The organism is Microbispora sp. CSR-4 (assembly GCF_008033685.1).
Classification (GTDB): domain Bacteria; phylum Actinomycetota; class Actinomycetes; order Streptosporangiales; family Streptosporangiaceae; genus Microbispora.
In genome coordinates this window covers 70,666-88,296 of the sequence record NZ_VJVX01000021.1, presented here as the reverse complement: position 1 = coordinate 88,296, position 17,631 = coordinate 70,666, and the positions used below count along the sequence as shown (strand labels likewise).

At 71.9% G+C, this 17,631-nt stretch carries 15 protein-coding genes; 7 read left to right on the top strand and 8 right to left on the bottom strand.

Annotation, left to right across the window (positions count from 1 at the left end; genetic code table 11):
• Nucleotides 1-100: 100 nt before the first annotated feature.
• On the top strand, nt 101-910 hold the full coding sequence (locus FLV34_RS17475; RefSeq protein WP_142651068.1) for an RNA methyltransferase: 810 nt from the start codon (nt 101-103) through the stop codon (nt 908-910).
• On the opposite strand, the gene FLV34_RS17470 is transcribed toward FLV34_RS17475, so the two are convergent.
• The 5 genes from FLV34_RS17470 to FLV34_RS17450 form a co-directional block, all read right to left on the bottom strand.
• Complete coding sequence (locus FLV34_RS17470) at nt 897-1,886, bottom strand: D-alanyl-D-alanine carboxypeptidase family protein (protein ID WP_147943587.1); 990 nt, start codon at nt 1,884-1,886, stop codon at nt 897-899. The genes FLV34_RS17475 and FLV34_RS17470 overlap by 14 nt on opposite strands.
• Nucleotides 1,879-2,415, bottom strand: coding sequence for a DedA family protein (locus FLV34_RS17465; protein WP_142651066.1), 537 nt, complete (start codon nt 2,413-2,415; stop codon nt 1,879-1,881). Before FLV34_RS17465 ends, FLV34_RS17470 begins: the two co-directional genes overlap by 8 nt.
• Before the next feature lie 205 nt (nt 2,416-2,620).
• Nucleotides 2,621-5,968, bottom strand: a complete 3,348-nt coding sequence (locus FLV34_RS17460) for an AfsR/SARP family transcriptional regulator (protein WP_142651065.1) — start codon at nt 5,966-5,968, stop codon at nt 2,621-2,623.
• 170 nt (nt 5,969-6,138) lie between these two features.
• On the bottom strand, nt 6,139-7,224 hold the full coding sequence (locus FLV34_RS17455; protein ID WP_142651064.1) for a lysylphosphatidylglycerol synthase domain-containing protein: 1,086 nt from the start codon (nt 7,222-7,224) through the stop codon (nt 6,139-6,141).
• Nucleotides 7,225-7,313: 89 nt separating this feature from the next.
• Nucleotides 7,314-8,123: a PIG-L deacetylase family protein gene (locus FLV34_RS17450; protein WP_147943586.1), complete on the bottom strand. Its 810-nt coding sequence runs from the start codon at nt 8,121-8,123 to the stop codon at nt 7,314-7,316.
• A 161-nt stretch (nt 8,124-8,284) separates the two neighbouring features.
• Here FLV34_RS17450 and FLV34_RS42530 point away from each other — a divergent pair, with 161 nt between their 5' ends.
• Nucleotides 8,285-9,499, top strand: a complete 1,215-nt coding sequence (locus FLV34_RS42530) for a glycosyltransferase family 4 protein (protein WP_147943585.1) — start codon at nt 8,285-8,287, stop codon at nt 9,497-9,499.
• Nucleotides 9,500-9,952: 453 nt separating this feature from the next.
• On the opposite strand, the gene cysS is transcribed toward FLV34_RS42530, so the two are convergent.
• Nucleotides 9,953-11,308 carry a cysteine--tRNA ligase gene (cysS, locus tag FLV34_RS17440; RefSeq protein ID WP_147943584.1) on the bottom strand — a complete coding sequence of 452 codons (1,356 nt, stop codon included), beginning with the start codon at nt 11,306-11,308 and terminating at the stop codon, nt 9,953-9,955.
• A 126-nt stretch (nt 11,309-11,434) separates the two neighbouring features.
• On the opposite strand from cysS, the gene FLV34_RS17435 reads away from it, so the two are divergent.
• The gene (locus FLV34_RS17435) at nt 11,435-12,178 is read left to right on the top strand and encodes a DUF427 domain-containing protein (protein ID WP_142651060.1); all 744 of its coding nucleotides are present in this window, start codon (nt 11,435-11,437) and stop codon (nt 12,176-12,178) included.
• A 15-nt stretch (nt 12,179-12,193) separates the two neighbouring features.
• Here the strand turns inward: FLV34_RS17435 and FLV34_RS42525 are convergent, their stop codons facing one another.
• Complete coding sequence (locus tag FLV34_RS42525; RefSeq protein ID WP_261985814.1) at nt 12,194-12,316, bottom strand: hypothetical protein; 123 nt, start codon at nt 12,314-12,316, stop codon at nt 12,194-12,196.
• A gap of 164 nt (nt 12,317-12,480) precedes the next feature.
• On the bottom strand, nt 12,481-12,768 hold the full coding sequence (locus FLV34_RS17430; protein ID WP_079315904.1) for a hypothetical protein: 288 nt from the start codon (nt 12,766-12,768) through the stop codon (nt 12,481-12,483).
• Nucleotides 12,769-13,008: 240 nt separating this feature from the next.
• Between FLV34_RS17430 and FLV34_RS17425 the strand changes: the two genes are divergently transcribed.
• From FLV34_RS17425 to FLV34_RS17410, 4 genes are all read left to right on the top strand, one after another.
• The gene (locus FLV34_RS17425) at nt 13,009-14,472 is read left to right on the top strand and encodes an XRE family transcriptional regulator (RefSeq protein ID WP_142651059.1); all 1,464 of its coding nucleotides are present in this window, start codon (nt 13,009-13,011) and stop codon (nt 14,470-14,472) included.
• Between the two features lie 16 nt (nt 14,473-14,488).
• On the top strand, nt 14,489-15,403 hold the full coding sequence (locus FLV34_RS17420; RefSeq protein ID WP_205830962.1) for a phosphotransferase enzyme family protein: 915 nt from the start codon (nt 14,489-14,491) through the stop codon (nt 15,401-15,403).
• 213 nt (nt 15,404-15,616) lie between these two features.
• On the top strand, nt 15,617-15,820 hold the full coding sequence (locus FLV34_RS17415) for a cold-shock protein (RefSeq protein WP_079315906.1): 204 nt from the start codon (nt 15,617-15,619) through the stop codon (nt 15,818-15,820).
• A 137-nt stretch (nt 15,821-15,957) separates the two neighbouring features.
• Complete coding sequence (locus tag FLV34_RS17410; RefSeq protein WP_261985813.1) at nt 15,958-17,628, top strand: alpha-amylase family protein; 1,671 nt, start codon at nt 15,958-15,960, stop codon at nt 17,626-17,628.
• The last annotated feature ends 3 nt before the right edge of the window (nt 17,629-17,631 follow it).

Genomic DNA, 17,631 nt, shown 5'->3' with positions numbered 1-17,631 from the left:
GAACGATACTGGCAAAAGGCACATCTTGTGCCAGGGTGCACAGACTGGGTGTACGGAGCGGGTGTGCGGGAGCGTTCGGCCTGGCCGTACGCTGAGGGCCGTGGTCATCCCGGTGGAGGACGCGGCGGATCCGCGCCTGTCGGACTACGTCCGGCTGCGCGACGTCGATCTGCGCAAGAGCGTCGAGAGCGAGCGCGGGCTGTTCGTCGCCGAGGGCGAGAAGGTCATCAGGCGGGCGATCGGCGCGGGCCACCCGGTGCGTTCCGTGCTGACCACGGCCAAGTGGCTCGACGCGCTGGCCGACGTCGTCGGCGACGCCACCGTCTATGTGGTCTCCGACCGGGTGATGGAGGGCATCACCGGCTTCCAGGTGCATCGCGGCGCGCTCGCCGCGATGGAGCGCACCCCGCTTCCCTCGGTCGGCGAGCTCCTCGCGGACGCGGGGGCGAGGATCCTCGTGCTGGAGGACCTGGTCGACCACGGCAACGTGGGGGCGATCTTCCGCTGCGCGGCGGCGCTCGGCGTCGGCGGGATCGTGCTGTCGCCGCGCTGCGCCGACCCCCTCTATCGCCGCGCCGTCAAGGTGTCGATGGGGGCGGTGTTCGCCATCCCGTACGCCCGGATGACCGACTGGCACGGCGGCCTGGCGGAGCTCAGGGCGGCCGGTTTCCGCCTGCTCGCGCTCACGCCCGACCAGTCGGCCGTGCCGCTGGACAAGGCCCCGCTGTCCGGCCGGGTCGCGCTGATGCTCGGCTCGGAAGGCGACGGGCTGTCGTCCCACTGGCTGCACGAGGCCGACGAGCCCGTCTGCATCCCGATGAGCGCACGGGCGATGGACCTCGGCGTCGACTCCCTGAACGTGGTGGCCGCCGCGGCCATCGCCTGCCACGGCCTGCTCAGGAGAGAATGACCCCGGCCCCTTCCATGACCTCTCCGCCAGGCCCTCCCGCAGCCCCTCCGCCAGCCCCTTCAGCGACCCCTTCAGTGGCCCAGTCGAGCAGCCTGCGCGCCGTCGCGAACCTGGCCCTGTCGCTGCGCTCGCCCAGCACGACCCCGACGTACGTGCGCCCGTCGCGGACGGCGGCGAACGACAGGCAGTAGCCGGCCTGGTTGGTGAAGCCGGTCTTCAGCCCCACCGCGCCGTCGCGCAGCAGGTCGTTGGTGTTGCGCCACACGTGCACCCGGTGGTGGGCCGACTTCCCGACCACCCGCTTGGGCGTCTTGGCGACGGTCGCGATCACGGGGTCGCGCAGCACCGCGGCGGCCAGCGTCGCCTGGTCGCGGGCGGTGGAGTACGCCTTCGAGGGCAGCCCGTCGGGGTTGGCGTAGCGGGTGTCGCGCAGCCCGAGACGCCGGGCCGCGGCGTTCATCTTGGCGACGAACTTCGCCGTCCCCGGGCCGTACTTCTCGGCCAGGGCGTGCGCGGCGTCGGCTCCCGAGGGGAGCATGAGCCCGTAGAGCAGGTCGCGCACGGTGAGCCGCTCGCCCGCCCGCAGGCCCGCCGTCGTGGCCCCGCCGGCCACCGCGTGCCGTACGTCGGCCTGCTTGATGGTCACCACATCGTCGAGGCGGGCCTGCCGCCGCACCACGTAGGCGGTCATGACCTTGGTCAGGCTCGCTATCGGCACCCGGCGCGTCTCGCGCTTGGCGAACTGGACCGTTCCGTGCGCTCCGTGCGCTCCGTGTGCTCCGTGCGCTCCGTCCGTGATGTCCACCAGGTAGGCCTCCCTGGCGGTGACCGACGGCTTCTCCGCGGCCTGAGCGGGCCCTGCCTGAGCGGGCCCTGCCTGAGCGGGCCCTGCCTGAGCGGGCGCCGCCGTGAGCCCTGTCGCGGCCCCCGCCGTGACGAGGGCGGCGGCCAGCGCGATGAGTACCCCGTTACGCATCCCGACATGATCGCACGGCCTCGGGCGCGGCGGGCGCGTCCCCGCCGCGGCCCCTCCTCCTGCGGCGCCGTACGAGGAGGGCGACGGCCACGGCGATGACGGCGACGACGGCGGCGGCCAGCACGGGGGAGCGGGCCGCCAGCGACAGCCAGGCCCACAGGAGCGAATAGAGGCCGAAGGAGGTCACCGGCACCCAGGTCAGGCAGCCGAGCGCGCTGGCCGTCACATACCAGCGGTAGTCCACCCGAAGAGCCCCCGCGACCCACGGCAGCGTGTGCCGCAGGCCGGGCACCCAGAAGCAGCCGTAGACGGCGAGCGCGCCCCACCGGCGCACGACGTTCTCCACGCGTTCGATCCGCTCCCGGCCGATCCTGCGGCCCACCCGGGAGCGGTAGAGCGCCTCGCCGAGCCGGCGGCCGACCCAGTAGTACACCTGGAACGCGCCGAAAAGGGCGACCGCGCCGACCGCGACGACCAGCCACAGAGGAAGGCCGAACACGGAGGCGGCCGTGGGGTCAGGGATCCTCACGTGCTCTCACCGCCGGTCATGGGGGCAGTCATCAGGCCAGCCTCACCTTAGCGTCCCGGCTCGCGCCGATTGCAAGCGAATGTCAACCGGCGATCAATTCGTCCTATGTACACCTGAGGGCACGAGAGGCGACGGGTTCGTGATGCGACAGGGGCCTTTGCGAACTCCGCCCCTCTGCTCCCTGCCCGCCCGCTCGCCCGCCCGCTCACCTGTTCGCGAGCGCCCCGCGGGCCTCGGCGACCCAGCGGGGCACGCCCACCCGCTCGGCCACGGCCAGCGCCTTCTCGTAGTGGTCGCGGGCCGGCAGGCCGAGCCGTACGGCGAGGTCGCCGAGCGTCTTCGCCACCGGCCACAGGGCGACCACACCGGTGCCGGCCCCGGCGATGCGGTCGCGGAACGGCGCGAGCTTCTCGTACGCCTCCCGCATCCGGCCCTCGTCGTCCAGCAGCATCCCGGCGAGGGCCCGCCAGATGAGCGCGAGCTCGTAGAGGAAGTCGGTGCGGACCGGTTCCCGGCTCGCGGCCACCACCTGTGCGTCCCTGATGTGCCCGGCCGAGGCGAGCGCCACGGCGTAGGCGTCGAGCGTCCACTTCGCGCCGCGCTGGTGCGCCTCGCCCAGCGGCTCGGCCATCTCGGCGGCCCGCCCGTCCACCAGGTGGAGGCAGAACGTGGCGATCAGCGGCAGGTCCTGGCGGCCTTCGAGCATGCCGGCCCGCGCGGTCAGCCGCGCCGCGTTGCGGTAGGCCCGCTCGGCCCCGGCGTAGTCACCGGTGATCATCAGCCGCTGCCCGGCGTACCACGCGCCGACCGCCGCCGGGGCGGGCAGGGCGTACTGCCGCCCGAGGCGCTCGGCCTGCGCGAGGTGCTCGTCGGCCTCGGCGAAGTCGCCCCGGGCCGCCGCGCACTCCAGCAACACGAGGTGCGCCAGCGTCTGCACCGCGATCTGGCCCGACTCGGCCCCGACCCGCAGCAGCTCACGGCCGATGGTCTCGCGCTCGTCCACCTGCGTCAGCGTGTAGGACTGCCGCAGCCGCCCGCTCAGCGCCATCGCCAGCAGCGCGGGGTCGCCGCTCGACCTGGCCAGCTCCTCGGCCTCCAGCGACGCCTGGTAGCCGCGCTCGGTGGCCGATCCCTCCAGCTCCAGGGCCAGCGTCGCGAGCAGGCTGGCCCGCAGCGACTGCTCGCCCTCCGGCAGCTCGACGAGCGCCTTCTCGGTGACGTCGACGATCTCCCAGGCCGTACGGGTGAAGTCGCGGGCGATGCCCTTGTGCGGCACCGCGAGCGCCGCCGCGACCCGGGCGGTCAGCTCCAGATCGCCGAGGGGCAGCGCGACCGACATCGCCTCACCCCGATGCGCACGGGCGGCGGTCATGTCCCCGCACAGCGCCAGCGCCCTGATCAGCCGCAGCTGCAGCTCCAGCCGGTCACGCGCCGGTCCCCGGCCCGCGTGAGCACGGTCGAAGGCGGCGATGGCCTGCTGCCAGAGCGTCGCGGCCTCCCGGTGGGCGAACCTGCGCTCGGCCTGCTCGGCCGCCAGACCGGCATACCGTACGGCCTTCGCGGCCGTCTCCACCGTGCCCGCCGCGTCGTAGTGGTGGGCCAGCGCCGCCACGTCGTTCGGGCTGCGCTGCTCGATCACCGAGGCGACCGCGGCGTGCAGCCGCGAACGGCGCAGCCGGGAGGCGTCCGAATAGATCGTGTCCCTGACCAGGTCGTGGTCGAACCTGAGCAGGCCGGGGCCCGGCTCGGTCACCAGCCCGGCGAGCAGGGCCGCCTCGACCGCGTCCACCACGGCGTCCTCGTCGCCCGAGACGTCGACCAGGACGTCCACGTCCACGTCGCGGCCGATCACGGCGGCCTGCAGCAACACCTGCTGGGCCCGCTCGGGCAGCCGGGCGATCCGCCGCCGCAGCACGTCGCGCACGCCCGACGGCACCTCGGAGATGTCGGCCTCGGCCTCGAACAGCCGGGCCGTCTCCTTGACGAAGAACGGGTTGCCCCCGGCCCGCTCGACGATCGTGCTGACGACCTCGTCGTCCACCTCGTGCACGCAGGTCGCCCGCACGAGCTCCGCGACCGCGGCGTCGTCGAGGCCGCCGAGCCCGACGCGTACGGGATCGAGCCGGGCCAGCGCGGCCAGCACGTCCTGCTGCTGGTCGTTCAGCTCGCCGTCGCGGCAGGTCACCACGACGAGCACGCGGCTGGCCGCGAGCAGGCTGGGCAGCGCGCGCAGCAGCGCGAGCGTCTGGTCGTCGGCCCAGTGCAGGTCTTCCAGGAGGATCAGTAGCGGGGCCTCGCGCGCCACGGCCGACAGGTAGCCGCCGACGGCCCGGTGCAGCCGGAAACTGCCCGCCGCCTCGTCGTCGGCGATGTCGGGGGCGGTGTCGTCGAGCAGCGGCGCCAGCAGCGCGGCGTACTCGCCCGCGCCCCTGCGCGCGACCAGGCCGCGCAGCACCTCGACCCAGGCCCAGCCGGGCGGGGTCGCCGTGCTGTCGGGGCAGCCTCCGGTCGCCCCGATCCAGCCGTCGCCCTCCAGGCGTTCGAACAGCCGCCGCACCAGCGTCGTCTTTCCCGCACCGGGGTCGCCGCTGACCACCGCGACGGTGAACCGGCCAGCCTGGGCGCGGGGCGCGGCGGCGGTGAGCGCGGCCAGCTCGGCGTCACGGCCCACGAACGGCTCGGGCTCCAGCGGCGGGGCGTCGCCGGTGGCGACCGGCCGGGGCGGCCAGGTCGCGGAGATCTCCACGGGCCGCCGGGGCGCGGGAAGCACGAGGTCGAGCCCGGGGTCCTGCGACAGGATGTCCGACTCCAGCTTCCGCAGCGCCGGCCCGGGGTCGATGCCCAGCTCGTCGGACAGGATCGTGCGGGCCCGGCGCAGCGCGGCGAGCGCGTCGCCCTGCCGCCCGCACCGGTAGAGCCCGAGCGCGAGCAGCCGCCAGCCCTCCTCACGCAGGGGGTGCTGGGTGGTCAGCGCCTCGAGGTCGGGCACGGTCTCGGCGTGCAGGCCCATGCGCAGCCCGGCGTCGGCGTGCCGCTCCCTGGCCACCAGGCGCAGCTCGCTGAGCCGCGCCACCTCAGCCTCCGCCCAGGGCTGATCGGCGAAGTCCGAGTAAGGCGTGCCCTCCCACAGCGCGAGCGCGGTGTCGAGCCGTGCCCGGGCGGCCTGGGGGCTGTCGTCCATCCGCTCCCCGGCCGAGCGGACCATCGCCTCGAAGCGCAGCGCGTCCACCTGCTCCGGCGCGGCGCGCAGGGCGTATCCCGACGCGACGGTCACGAGCAGGCGGTTGGGCCCGCCGCGCGGCCGGTTGGGCTCCAGCACGCGGCGCAGCCGGGAGATGTAGACCTGTAACCCCGACTGGGCGCCCTTCGCGGCGTCGTCGTCCCACAGGTCGAACAGCAGGGTGTCGACGGGCACGACCTGGCCGCGCGCCACGAGCAGGCGGGCCAGCACCGCGCGCTGCCGCAGCCCGCCGAGATCGAGCTCGTGGGTGCCGTCGTGCGCCCCCACCGGTCCGAGGACCCGGAACGTCACCGGGCTCGTCGGGGGGCTCATCGGGCGTTCCTCCGCTCTCGCACGTCGTGCCTGCCGGCCGCCGCTCGTCGTCCTGTCTCAGGCGTCACCGTATGCGCGCCCGCGAAGGGGCACAAGGCATTCACCAACCCGGACACCCTCACCTTCTCGCCCCGCGAGTGTAGGAGATCGGCAGGGTGACCCGCAGTTGATCAGCGGACCCGGGTGGGGTCCGGGGAGACGGCCGGTTCCGCCTCGGCGGAGGCGGCGCGGGCCTCCCGCCTGCGCAGCAGGGACCAGCCGCCGAGCGCCAGCCCGCCCCAGGGGATCTCGATGGTGTAGGTCCAGAATCCGAACAGCACGGCGGCCGCGGTGGCCCCGCCCGCGGGCTGGCCGAACGCCCCGATCAGCAGCGTCGCGACGCCCCCTTCCATGATCCCCGCTCCGCTCGGCGTGACGAGGGCGGTGGTGAGGACACGGCTGAGCGCGAAGACGGCGACGGTCTCGGCCGGCCCCGGGTAGGAGCCCGTGGCGACCAGGCAGGCGGCCATGATCAGGCACTGCAACGCGAGGAAGGCGACCATCCCGAGCGACAGGCCCGCCCACCGGCTGTGGATGATCTCGGCCGTGTCCCTGCGCAGCCGTTCGATGGCCGCCGACGCCGCGTGCTCCGCCGGGCGGAACCGCCGGGGCGCGAGCCGTACGATCCCGTCGAGGACGCGGCCGAGGACGGCGGCGGCGCGGTCCCAGTAGAGCGCCGTGGCGACGACGGCGACGAGCACGAGGATCGAGACGGCCCCGACCCAGCCCGCCTTGGCGACCGTGGGATTGGTGGCCTTGCCCGCCATGAGCAGGCACACGATCCCCACGGCGGGCAGGATGAACCGGAACAGCGAGTTCCAGATGCCGGTGACCAGCGTGTAGACGACGATCGGCCGGTTGGCGAAGCCCCAGCCGCGGGTCATGCCGAACGTCAGGGCCACGCCCGCCGCGCCGCCGAACGGCAGCAGGTTGCTGACCGCGCTGCCCGCCGCATTGAGCGTGAGCGCCTGCATGTGCGTGAGCCCGGGCAGTGCGGAGGTCATCACGAACGTGTACGCGTACAGGCTCGCCAGCCACAGGATCGTCATCAGCGCGATCGTCTGCCAGCCGAGGCCGCCGAACTCGTGGCCGATCTCCGTCCAGCTCACGGTGGCGCCGGTCAGGGTGTGCACGATCTGCGGGAGATAGATCACCAGTGCTGTGGCCAGCCCGAGCGACACCACGGACAGCGCGATCTGCAGCCACTTCCTGTTCACCCGCGTACGCCCCCAAGTCCGGTTGCCGGTCCCCTCCAGTCTGCCGGTCCCCGGAGGTGCCGGGCTCCTCCTGGGGGAGGAGTAAGCCCTTAAGGGATGTGCGGGCCGCCGTCGAAGGGGTGCCGCAGGCGGGTGCCGCGGGGCAGGCCGCGGCGCACGTACCACTCGGTGCCGAAGACGAACCGGTAGGCGGGCCCGGGGATCTTCAGCATCGCGCCCAGCGTGCGGTCGCCGTCGCCGCCGGTGGCCTGGGTGGCGTGGGCCGCCATCGCCGCCCGCTTGGCCTTGGCGTACTTGCGCACGTTGACGCGGTGGGTGATCGCGTCGCGGGGCGAGTAGGCCCGTTCGAAGCTCCGCACGTCGATCGCCGGGTAGAACCGGGAGGCCAGCCGCACACCCTTGAGCAGGAGGTCGCGGTCGACCGTCGCCTCCAGCACGATGGGCGTCCCGGCGATCTCGGCGGCCCGGCTGCCGACCCGGTAGACCTGCACGTGGTCGGGGTGGCCGTAGCCGCCGGCCGGGTCGTAGATCGTGAGCAGGTCGGCCGTCTCCTCCTTGAGCACCGAGGCCAGCCGCTGCGCCGCCTCCTCGACGTCGGCGTCGATGAACGCGTTGTCCGGCCGGTCGTCGGCCACGCCGCCGTCGATCGCCAGGCCGGAGTCGCCGTAGCCGAGCAGCACGACCCGGGCGCAGCCCAGGGCCGCCGCCGAGCGGTGCAGCTCGTCCATGCGGGCCCTGCCGAGCTCCTCGCCGTGCGGGAGGTCGGCGAGGCCGCGCTCACCGGCCGTCGCGACGACGAGCACCACGCGGTGCCCCTCGTTGGCCAGCATTGCCATGGTCCCGGCGGTCAGCAGCGCCTCGTCGTCGGGATGGGCGTGGAAGAACACCGCCGTCCTCATCGCGCCCCACGGAACGTCGTCATCGCGTGCTCCACTCGTCTGCGCCGCCGGTTCCGCCCATGATCCCACGTGGCCCGGGTCGCGTGACGTCGCCCTCCCCCTGAGCAGTCCGAATAGGCACGCGGTTTGATGGGCGTGGCGGGCTCTGTCAGGCTGACCCGGTGAGGATTCTTCACGTCAGCGACTGCTATCTGCCGCGGCTCGGGGGGATCGAGGTGCAGGTCGCCGACCTCGTCAGGGCTCAGCGCGAGGCGGGCCACACGGTCGAGGTGGTGACGGCGACGCCGGGGGAGCGGCTGCCGGGGGTGCACCGGGTGGTCGCGAACCTCCCGTTCGACCTGCCGGTCCATCCGCGCGGCACGGCCCACCTTCTCCGGATCATGAGGAGCGGCCGGTTCGACGTGGTACACGTCCACACGGGGGCCGTCTCGCCGTTCGCGTGGATGGGCGTGCAGGCGGCGGTCCGGTCCGGGCTGCCGGTGGTCGCGACCGTCCACAGCATGTGGGATCCGGTCACCCGCGGCGTCTACCGGGCGCTCCAGGCGGCCTTCGGGTGGCGGCGCTGGGGCCTGGTCCTCACCGCCGTCAGCGAGGCCGCCGCGCGACCGATCCGCGCCGTGGCCGGGCCCCGCGTGCCCGTGCAGGTGGTGTCGAACGGCCTGGACGTGACCTCATGGCGGCCCGAGCCCGGCCCGTCACAGCCCGGCCCGGCGCAGTCCGGCCCGTCACAGTCGGGCACGTCACAGTCGGGCACGTCACAGTCGGGCACGGCACAGTCCGGCTCGGCTCGGCTCGGTTCCGTACGGGACGGTGTGCAGGACGCCGGGGACGCGGCGGTGCACGTGGTGGCGGTCGGCAGGCTGGCGCCGCGCAAGCAGCCGTTGCGCCTGCTCAAGCTGCTGGAGACGGCCCGCGACAGGGTGCCGAGGGACATCGCGATGCGCGCGACGATCGTGGGCGACGGACCGGCCCGCGGGCGCATGGAGCGCTACCTGCGGGCGCGCCGGATGAGCTGGGTGTCGCTGCCGGGCAGGTACAGCCGGGAGCAGATCAAGGACCTGCTGGCCGTGGCCGACGTGTTCGTGGCCCCGGCGCCGCGCGAGTCGTTCGGCCTGGCCGCGCTGGAGGCCCGCGCGGCCGGCGTGCCGGTGGTCGCGCGGGCGCAGAGCGGCGTGGCCGACTTCGTCAGGCCGGGCAAGGAGGGCCTGCTGGGCCGCACGTTCGACGACCTCGTCGCCTCGGTCGTACGGCTGGCCCGCGACTCCGCCCTGCGCCGGTCGATCGCCGAGCACAACAGGGAGACGGAGCCGGTCCGGTGCTCCTGGCCCGCCGTGCTCGAGGGCTTCGCCCACTGCTACGAGCTGGCCGGACGCTGATCCGGAGCCATCGGGGTTAGTAGGGGAGGACCCTTCCCGAGGGGGTGCGCAGGTCGATCGGGGCGGGAACTCTCGGCGGCCGCGGTCGCGGCACGATCTGCACCTTCTTCATCGGGGCCCTCCTTTCGGCGGGGTCCGTCAGCTGGTGCCTTCATGATTCCCATGAATCGGCCGAGATTATCCTCCGGTCGCCAGTTCTTGTTCTTGTAACATTCGCCGCCCGGTCATCCGCGCGCCGCGGACGGCCCGGCGGCGGCGGCCCGCGCGCCGGCGGGGTCCCGCGCCGGGTCCGCGTCGCGTGTGCGTCGCGTGTGCGTCGCGTGTGCGCCGCGTGTGCGCCGCGTGTGTGCTTGGGCCCGCGCCGACGCCGCGTCGGCTGTGTGCCGGCTCTGTGCCGGCTCTGTGCCGGCTCTGTGCCGACGCCGCACCGACGCCGCACCGTGCGATCAAGATCTATCTGATAAGCGCGGCGTGCTCGATTTGGTGGCGTTTAGCGAGCGCCCTCTCGATGTGCTGCTCCATGATCCGCGCACGTTCGTGATCTCCCTGCCGGGCGCTGGCGGCGGCGAGATTACGGACCACCCGGAGTACGGCCCCCGCCACTTCCTGCAGATGCGTTTCCCGATGCCAGGTATCGCTGAGCGGATCGAGGCCGAGCACATTCAGCATGGCCCGCACCGATCGGCATTTCCCGGCCGCCCGTTCGCGATCTCCGGACGCCAGCGCGGCGTTGCCTTCGGCCACCGCGCCGTGGACGGCCGCGAGGGCCTGCGGCACGTTCAGGTCGTTGTCCATGGCCTCGCTGAACTGCGGGGGAAGGGGCGCGGCGGCGTCGGAGGCCACCCGCAGCACGAACCTCTCGATCCGCCGGTAGGCCGCCGCCGCCTCGTCCAGGGCGTCGGGGCTGAATTCCACCGGCGACCGGTAATGGGCCGCCGCCAGGTAATAACGGAGTTCGGCCGGCCGCACCCGGTCGAGCAGGGCGGGGACGGCCAGCGGGTTGCGCTGGTGTTTACGTATCTTCTCGCCCCGGTGCGTCACCGGCCCGTTGTGCAGCCAGAATCGCGCGAACGAGTCCCCTGCGGCCCGTGACTGCGCCATTTCGTTTTCATGGTGCGGAAATATGAGATTTGCCCCGCCGCCGTGGATGTCGAATTCCGTGCCCAGATATCTGCGGGCCATCGCGGAACACTCCAGATGCCACCCCGGGCGCCCCTCGCCCCAGGGTGAGTTCCACACCGGCTCGCCGGGTTTGGCGCTCTTCCACAACGCGAAATCGCGTGGATCGCGTTTTCCGTGCTCGTTCTCCTCGGTCGCCCGCAGATGCCTCGCCTGCTGCCGGGAAAGGGATCCGTAATGCGGGTAGGTGCCGACCGAGAAATAGACGTTGCCGTCGGACTCGTACGCGTGCCCGGAGGCGACGAGCTGCTCGACCATCTCGATCATCTCCGGGATGTGCCCCGTCGCCCGCGGCTCCACGCTGGGCGGAAGGCAGCCCAGGGCGGTGTAGGTGCGGACGAAGGCGCGGTGGACGGGATCGGTGATCCGCCACCAGGGAACCCCCTCGGAAATGGCCCTGTGGATTATCTTGTCCTCGATGTCGGTGACGTTCCGGCAGAGCAGGACCTCATATCCGCTGTTTTTCAGCCAGCGGTGCAGGATGTCGAAATTCACCTGCGATCTGAGTTGCCCCACGTGCGGCGGAACGACGACGGTGGGACCGCAGAGATAAATCGACACAGTTCCGGGAATTCGGGGGACGAAATCGCGGACGGCGCGGCGATGCGTATCGTATAGGCGAAGACCCACCTAGCCGAGGGTAAGCGACTTATCCGCTCGCTGTCGATAGCGCGGAGCGACCCCGCGCCGCACACCGGGAAATGGCGATTGTGAGGCCGGGGAATAAGGACGATCCGCCCGCTGGTTGGTGCGGGCATGGAGCCGACGAAACGGGGCCGTGTCCGGGTGGAGACGACGGCCAAGCGCGTGCGCGTCTACGTCGAGGGCAGGGCGGTGGCCGACACCACCAGGGCCCTGCTGGTCTGGGAGGTTCCCTACTACCCGACGTACTACTTCCCGGCGGACGACGTCCGCATGGAGGAGCTGAAGGCCACCGGGGAGACGCGGCACTCGCCGAGCAGGGGCGACGCGGTGGTCCACGACGTGGCCGGCCGGGCGGGCGCCGCCCTCGTGTACGGGGACGACGCGCCGCTCGATCAGATCCGGGGCCACGTCCGCTTCGACTGGGACGCGATGGACAACTGGTTCGAGGAGGACGAGGAGGTCTTCGTCCACCCCCGCGACCCGTACACGCGGGTGGACATCCTGCCCAGCTCGCGCCACGTCCGGGTGGAGGTGGGCGGCGTGACCGTGGCCGACTCGCACAACCCGCGCATCCTGTTCGAGACCGGTCTGCCCCCGCGTTACTACCTGCCGAAGACCGATGTGCGGCTGGACCTGCTGCGCCCGTCCGAGACCGTGACGCACTGCCCGTACAAGGGCCGCGCGGTGTACTGGTCGGTCGGCGAGGAGGAGTCCGGCAGGGACCTCGTCTGGTCGTATCCCACGCCGCTCCCGGAGTCGCAGAAGATCGCCGGGCTCGTCGCCTTCTACGACGAGAAGGTGGACGTGTACGTCGACGGCGTTCTCCAGGACCGCCCGAAGTCGAAGTTCGCCTGACCGCCTCGCCACCGGTCAGCCGAGGTCCACCTCTCGTGGGAGGTCCTTGTGCCGGGGGAACTCGACGTCGTCGTCCCAGTCGGGGTCCGCGAGGAGGAAGCGGACGAAGCCGGGGGCGTCTTCGTGCCACTCGGTCACAGCGGTGCGCCTGTCCAGCCTGTCCGGCCTGTCCTGACGGAACTGTAGGCGGCCGTCAGGCGGCGGTGCGGGCGATCCGGTGCTGTGGCCCGGATGGCCCAGCGGCGGATCAGCGGCGGATCAGCGGCGGATCAGCGGCGGATCAGCGGCGGATCAGCGGCGGATCAGCGGCGGATGACGTGGAGGACGCTGGCGATGCGCTCGGCGGCGGTGACCACGTCGGAGGCGTGCCCGATCCGGCCGGCCCACGACAGCCAGTACCACCACTCGCCGTCGCTGGCGTTGGACGCGAGCACGTCCTCGGCCATCGTGGGCTCCATGGGGTTGATGACGCGCAGACGTGGATAGAGACCGGCCGGCGCCGTCAGGCGCACCTGGAAGGAGTGGGCCTCGAGCTGCGCGGCGAGCCGCTCCAGGTGGTCCATCGCCTCGCTGCGGTCTACCGTCGTCATGGTCAGCCTCCGGGAACGTCAGGACCTATCACCGGAAAGGGTGAACCCGCAACGACCCACCGGCAATCGCGCCGATTCGCCGAAACCGTGCAACAACCAGGGAATTCGCCCGGTTTCCGTGGAACACCCGCGGGTTCGGGAACACGAAGGGATAACAGTCCCGGGGGGTTGGGTGCCTGCGTGTTTACCTTGGGGAAACAACCGTAAACGGGGACCGCTTCACCAGTGGAGGGCGTGCACATGGCCCGCGGAGAGCACTCACCCGCTTGCGCGCGTCGTTGGCGCGAACAGGCACAGGCACGGCAGTGGACGCTGTGGCAGACCGTCCAGGCGATCCACGGATGCTGCGGCGTCAGCCTGCTGAAGGCGCACCGGCTCGGCCGCGGATGGTCGGCCCGGCAGGCGATCGAGGAGCTGGAGCAGCTCTGCGAGCAGCAGAATCTCGGCCACCCGCGAGCGAGCATCGACCTGCTGAACGCCTGGGAGAACAACCGGGCCCGCCCGCGCCCCCAGACCATCGACCTGCTGGCCCGGCTCTACCGGGCCAACGCCGTACGGCTCGGCCTGGCCGCCGACTACTGCGAGGACACGGGCGGGCAGAAGATCGTCGTGGTGGGGCCGGGCCAGACCGGTGAGCAGACCCGCGCCGAGGACCCGGCCGCCGACGACGCGGAGCGCCGGGCGATGTTCCACCAGGCGATGCTCATGGGCACGCCGAGCGGCCGGTTCTTCGCGGAGATCGAGAGCCTGCGCCACGACCTCGACCGCACGCTGGCCGCGGGCACGGTGAGCGAGGACCAGCTCGACCGGCTCGACGAGCAGGTGCTGCGCTACCGCAGGGAGTACATGACGACCCCGCCGACGCCGATGCTCTGCCGGGTCATGCTGGAGATCTCCGACGTGCGCCGGCTGAGCGCGGTCCGCCAGCCGTCGTCGGTGCAGCGCCGCCTGCTCACCGCGACCACGATGCTCACCCTGCTCGCCGCCGACGCGCTGATGAAGCTGGGCGACACCCGCCAGGCCCACGCCTGGTACGGCACCGCCCGCGCCGCCTCCGACGACGTGGGCGATCTGCGGCTGCGGGCGCTCGTGCGGGCACAGCAGACGATGCTTCTCTACTACTACGGCGACCTGAACGAGACCGTGCGGCTGGCCCGCGAGGCGCGGACGCTGGCCGGCTCGGCCCCCAGCTCGCCCGCGGCGCTGGCGGCGGCGGCCGAGGCCCGCGCGCTGGCCAGGATGGGCGACGGCAAGGCCGCCAGGACCGCGCTCGCCGAGGCGGAGCAGATCTTCGCCCGCATGCGCGGCATCAGCCAGGACGACCTGGCCTTCGTCTTCACGGAAAAGCGGATGAAGTTCTACCGCACCGGCACCCTGATCGAGCTGGGGGACGCCCAGCAGGTGCAGGGCATCGACGGGTTCCCCCCGGGCTTCCAGACCATCGACCCGGCGCTGATCCTGCTCGACCAGGCGAGCCACCTGGCCAGGAACGGCGACCACGAGGAGGCGTGCAGGATCGCCGCGGACGCGCTGCGCCAGGTGCCCGCCGAGCACCGCACCTCGATCGTCGTCACCCGGGCCAGGGCTCTGCTGGCGGACGCCGACCCCGCGCTGCCCGCCGTACGGCGCCTGCGACGGGTGCTGGCGGAGTCGACGCCCACACTCGCCATGAGCGGGCTGTACCCGGCGGCCGAGGGTGCCTGAAACCGCGATGAGGACGATGGAGCCGGCACCGCTGGCCGAGGAGGCGTTCGGGGTCCTGCGCGAGGTCTGCGCGAGCATCGGGGTGGACGCGCGCGGGGCGCGGCTCCTGCGGCTGCGCAGCAACGCGGTCTTCAAACTGCAGGGGGACGTGGCGGGCGGGGAGCTGGTGGTGCGGATCGCGACCGCGCCGGACGCGCTGACCCGGCTGCCGGTGGTCGTGGCGGTCGCCCGCTGGCTCGCCGACCGGGGCTTCCCGACGGTGCGGCCCGCCGACGAGATCGCCGACCAGCCGATCGTGCACGACGGCCGGGCGGTCACCTTCTGGCGTTACGTCCCCTCCCGCGGCCGCCCGACGACCCGGCAGCTCGGCCGGGTGCTGCGCAGCCTGCACCGCGAGCCGCTGCCGCCGGTGGGGCTGCGGACGCTCACCGACCCGCTCGCCGAGGTGCGGCACGCGGTGGAGCACCGGGCCGAGGTGCTCACCGCCACCCAGCGGTCGTGGCTGAGCGACCGCATCGAGGAGCTCACCGGGCGCTGGCACGACCTCGACACCGGCTCGCCGGTGCTGCTGCACGGCGACGCCTGGATCGACAACCTGCTGCGCTGCCAGGACGGGCACGTGGTGCTGTGCGACTGGGACGGCGTGGCAGTCGGCCCGCGCCAGTGGGACCTGGTGCACACCTATCACGGGCAGCGCCGCTTCGGCCTGTCGGCGGCCGACGTGGACGAGTTCGCCCGCGCGTACGGCTCGGACCTGCGGCTGTGGCCCGGTTACAGCACGCTGATGGAGGTGCGGGACATGTACGCCGTGGGCATCCATATCCGGAACGCCTCCGGCGACCCGTTCTCCCGGCAGGAGCTGCCCCGGCGGCTCGACTCGCTCACGCGCGGTGACGGGCACGCGCGCTGGTACATGGCGGCACCGGCATAGCCTCGGGTAATCGCGGGTACTCTCCGTACAGGCTGCGAGTGTCGCAGTAGACAATTCCTGAAAACATGGTTTGTAAAAAGCGCACCCGGGTTACATCCGGCGGCGGATATGCGCGCACTTCCAGCGTCCCACGCGGGTCGCGCGACGAATCCGCTGTGCAGCCTCGTGTTCCTGACCTGGGAACATGGTGTGGCTTCCAAGAAGGAGAAGCAGTTGTCTGAAGGCACTGTCAAGTGGTTCAACGCCGAAAAGGGCTTCGGGTTCATCGCTCCGGACGACGGCACCGCTGACGTGTTCGTTCATTATTCGGCGATCAATTCGAACGGTTATCGGACGCTGGACCAGAACCAGAGAGTCAGCTACGTGACCGTTCAGGGAAACAAGGGACCGCAGGCCGAACAGGTCACGCCGCTCTGAAGACGTGACTCACGGTGACATCGCGGTCGTGACCGGCCGCGCCCGCGGTACCACGTCGGCCCGCGCCGCTGCGGCGGCGCGGGCCCGATGTTTTGCCGTTCCTTTGCCGGGCAGCGGCAACGGTCATGAGACTGAGCATGACCTCCGATCTGTGGTGGAAGAACGCGGTCGTCTACTGCCTCGACATCGAGACCTTCGCCGACGGCGACGGCGACGGGATCGGTGACTTCAGGGGGGCGATCCAGCGCATCGACCATCTGGACCGGATGGGTGTGACGTGCATCTGGCTCATGCCGTTCTTCCCGACGCCCGACAGGGACGACGGCTACGACATCACCGACTTCTACCGCGTCGATCCCCGCCTCGGCACGCTCGGCGACTTCGTCGAGTTCATGCGGGTGGCCAGGGATCGCGGCATGCGGGTCATCGCCGATCTCGTGGTCAACCACACCTCCGACCAGCATCCCTGGTTCAAGGACGCCCGCTCCGGCCGCGACTCCCGCTATCGGGACTGGTACATCTGGTCGGACAAGCCGGAGCCCGACGATCCCAAGGGCATCGTGTTCCCCGATCAGGAGGACAGCCTCTGGGAGTACGACGAGAAGACCGAGCAGTATTACTTCCACCGCTTCTACCGGTTCCAGCCCGACCTGAACACCACCAACCCCGAGGTGCGGGACGAGATCGCCCGGATCCTCGGCTTCTGGATGGAGCTGGGCCTGTCGGGCTTCCGGGTGGACGCCGTGCCGTTCCTCGTCGAGCAGGTCACCGACAGCGACGAGCTGCCCGACCCGCACGAGTTCTTCTCCTGCCTGCGGGCCTTCCTCAGCCGCCGCGACGGCAGCGCCATCCTCCTCGGCGAGGTCAACCTGCCGTACGACGACCTGGTGCGGTATTTCGGCAACGATCTCGGCGACGAGATCACCATGTGCTTCGACTTCATCACCATGCAGCGGAGCTACCTGTCGCTGGCCCGCCAGGACGCCGGTCCGCTGGCCGCGGCCCTGCGGGAGCGCCCCAAGGCGCCCAAGGACTCCCAGTGGGCGACGTTCGTCCGCAACCACGACGAGCTCACGCTCGACAAGCTGAGCGAGGCCGAGCGTGAGGAGGTCTTCGCGGCCTTCGGCCCGGACAAGGACATGCAGTTGTTCGGCCGGGGCCTGCGCCGGCGCGTGCCGACGATGCTGGGCGGCGACCTCGACCGGATCAAAATGGTCTACAGCCTGCTGTTCTCGCTGCCGGGCACCCCGGTGCTCTTCTACGGCGAGGAGATCGGCATGGGGGAGAACCTGGAGCTGGAGGGCCGCCAGGCCGTCCGCACGCCCATGCAGTGGACCCCGCACCGCAACGGCGGCTTCAGCGACGCCGATCCCTCGAAAGTGCGCATCCCCATGCCCGCCGGGGACTACGGCCCCGAGAAGGTCAACGTCAGCGCGCAGGAGCGCGACCCCGGCTCGCTGCTGTCGTGGATCACCCGGTTGATCCGGCACTACCGCGACTGCCCCGAGCTGGCCTGGGGCGAGTACGCGGTGCTGGACACCGGTGTTGACGCCGTGTTCGCCCACCGGGCCGATCGCGACGGCGAGACGGTCGTGGCCGTGCACAACCTCGGTGAGACCGAGGTCGAGGTGGAGATCACCCTGGACGGGCTCGGCTCGTCCACGGTGCTGACCGACCTGCTGGTGGACGGCACGGTGGAGATCTCCGGCGACGGCAGGGCCCGCTTCCCCATGGGCAGGTACGGCTGCCGCTGGTTCCGCGCCTCCACCCCCGAGACTGCCCCGGCCGATTCCGCCGACGTCTCCTAGGGG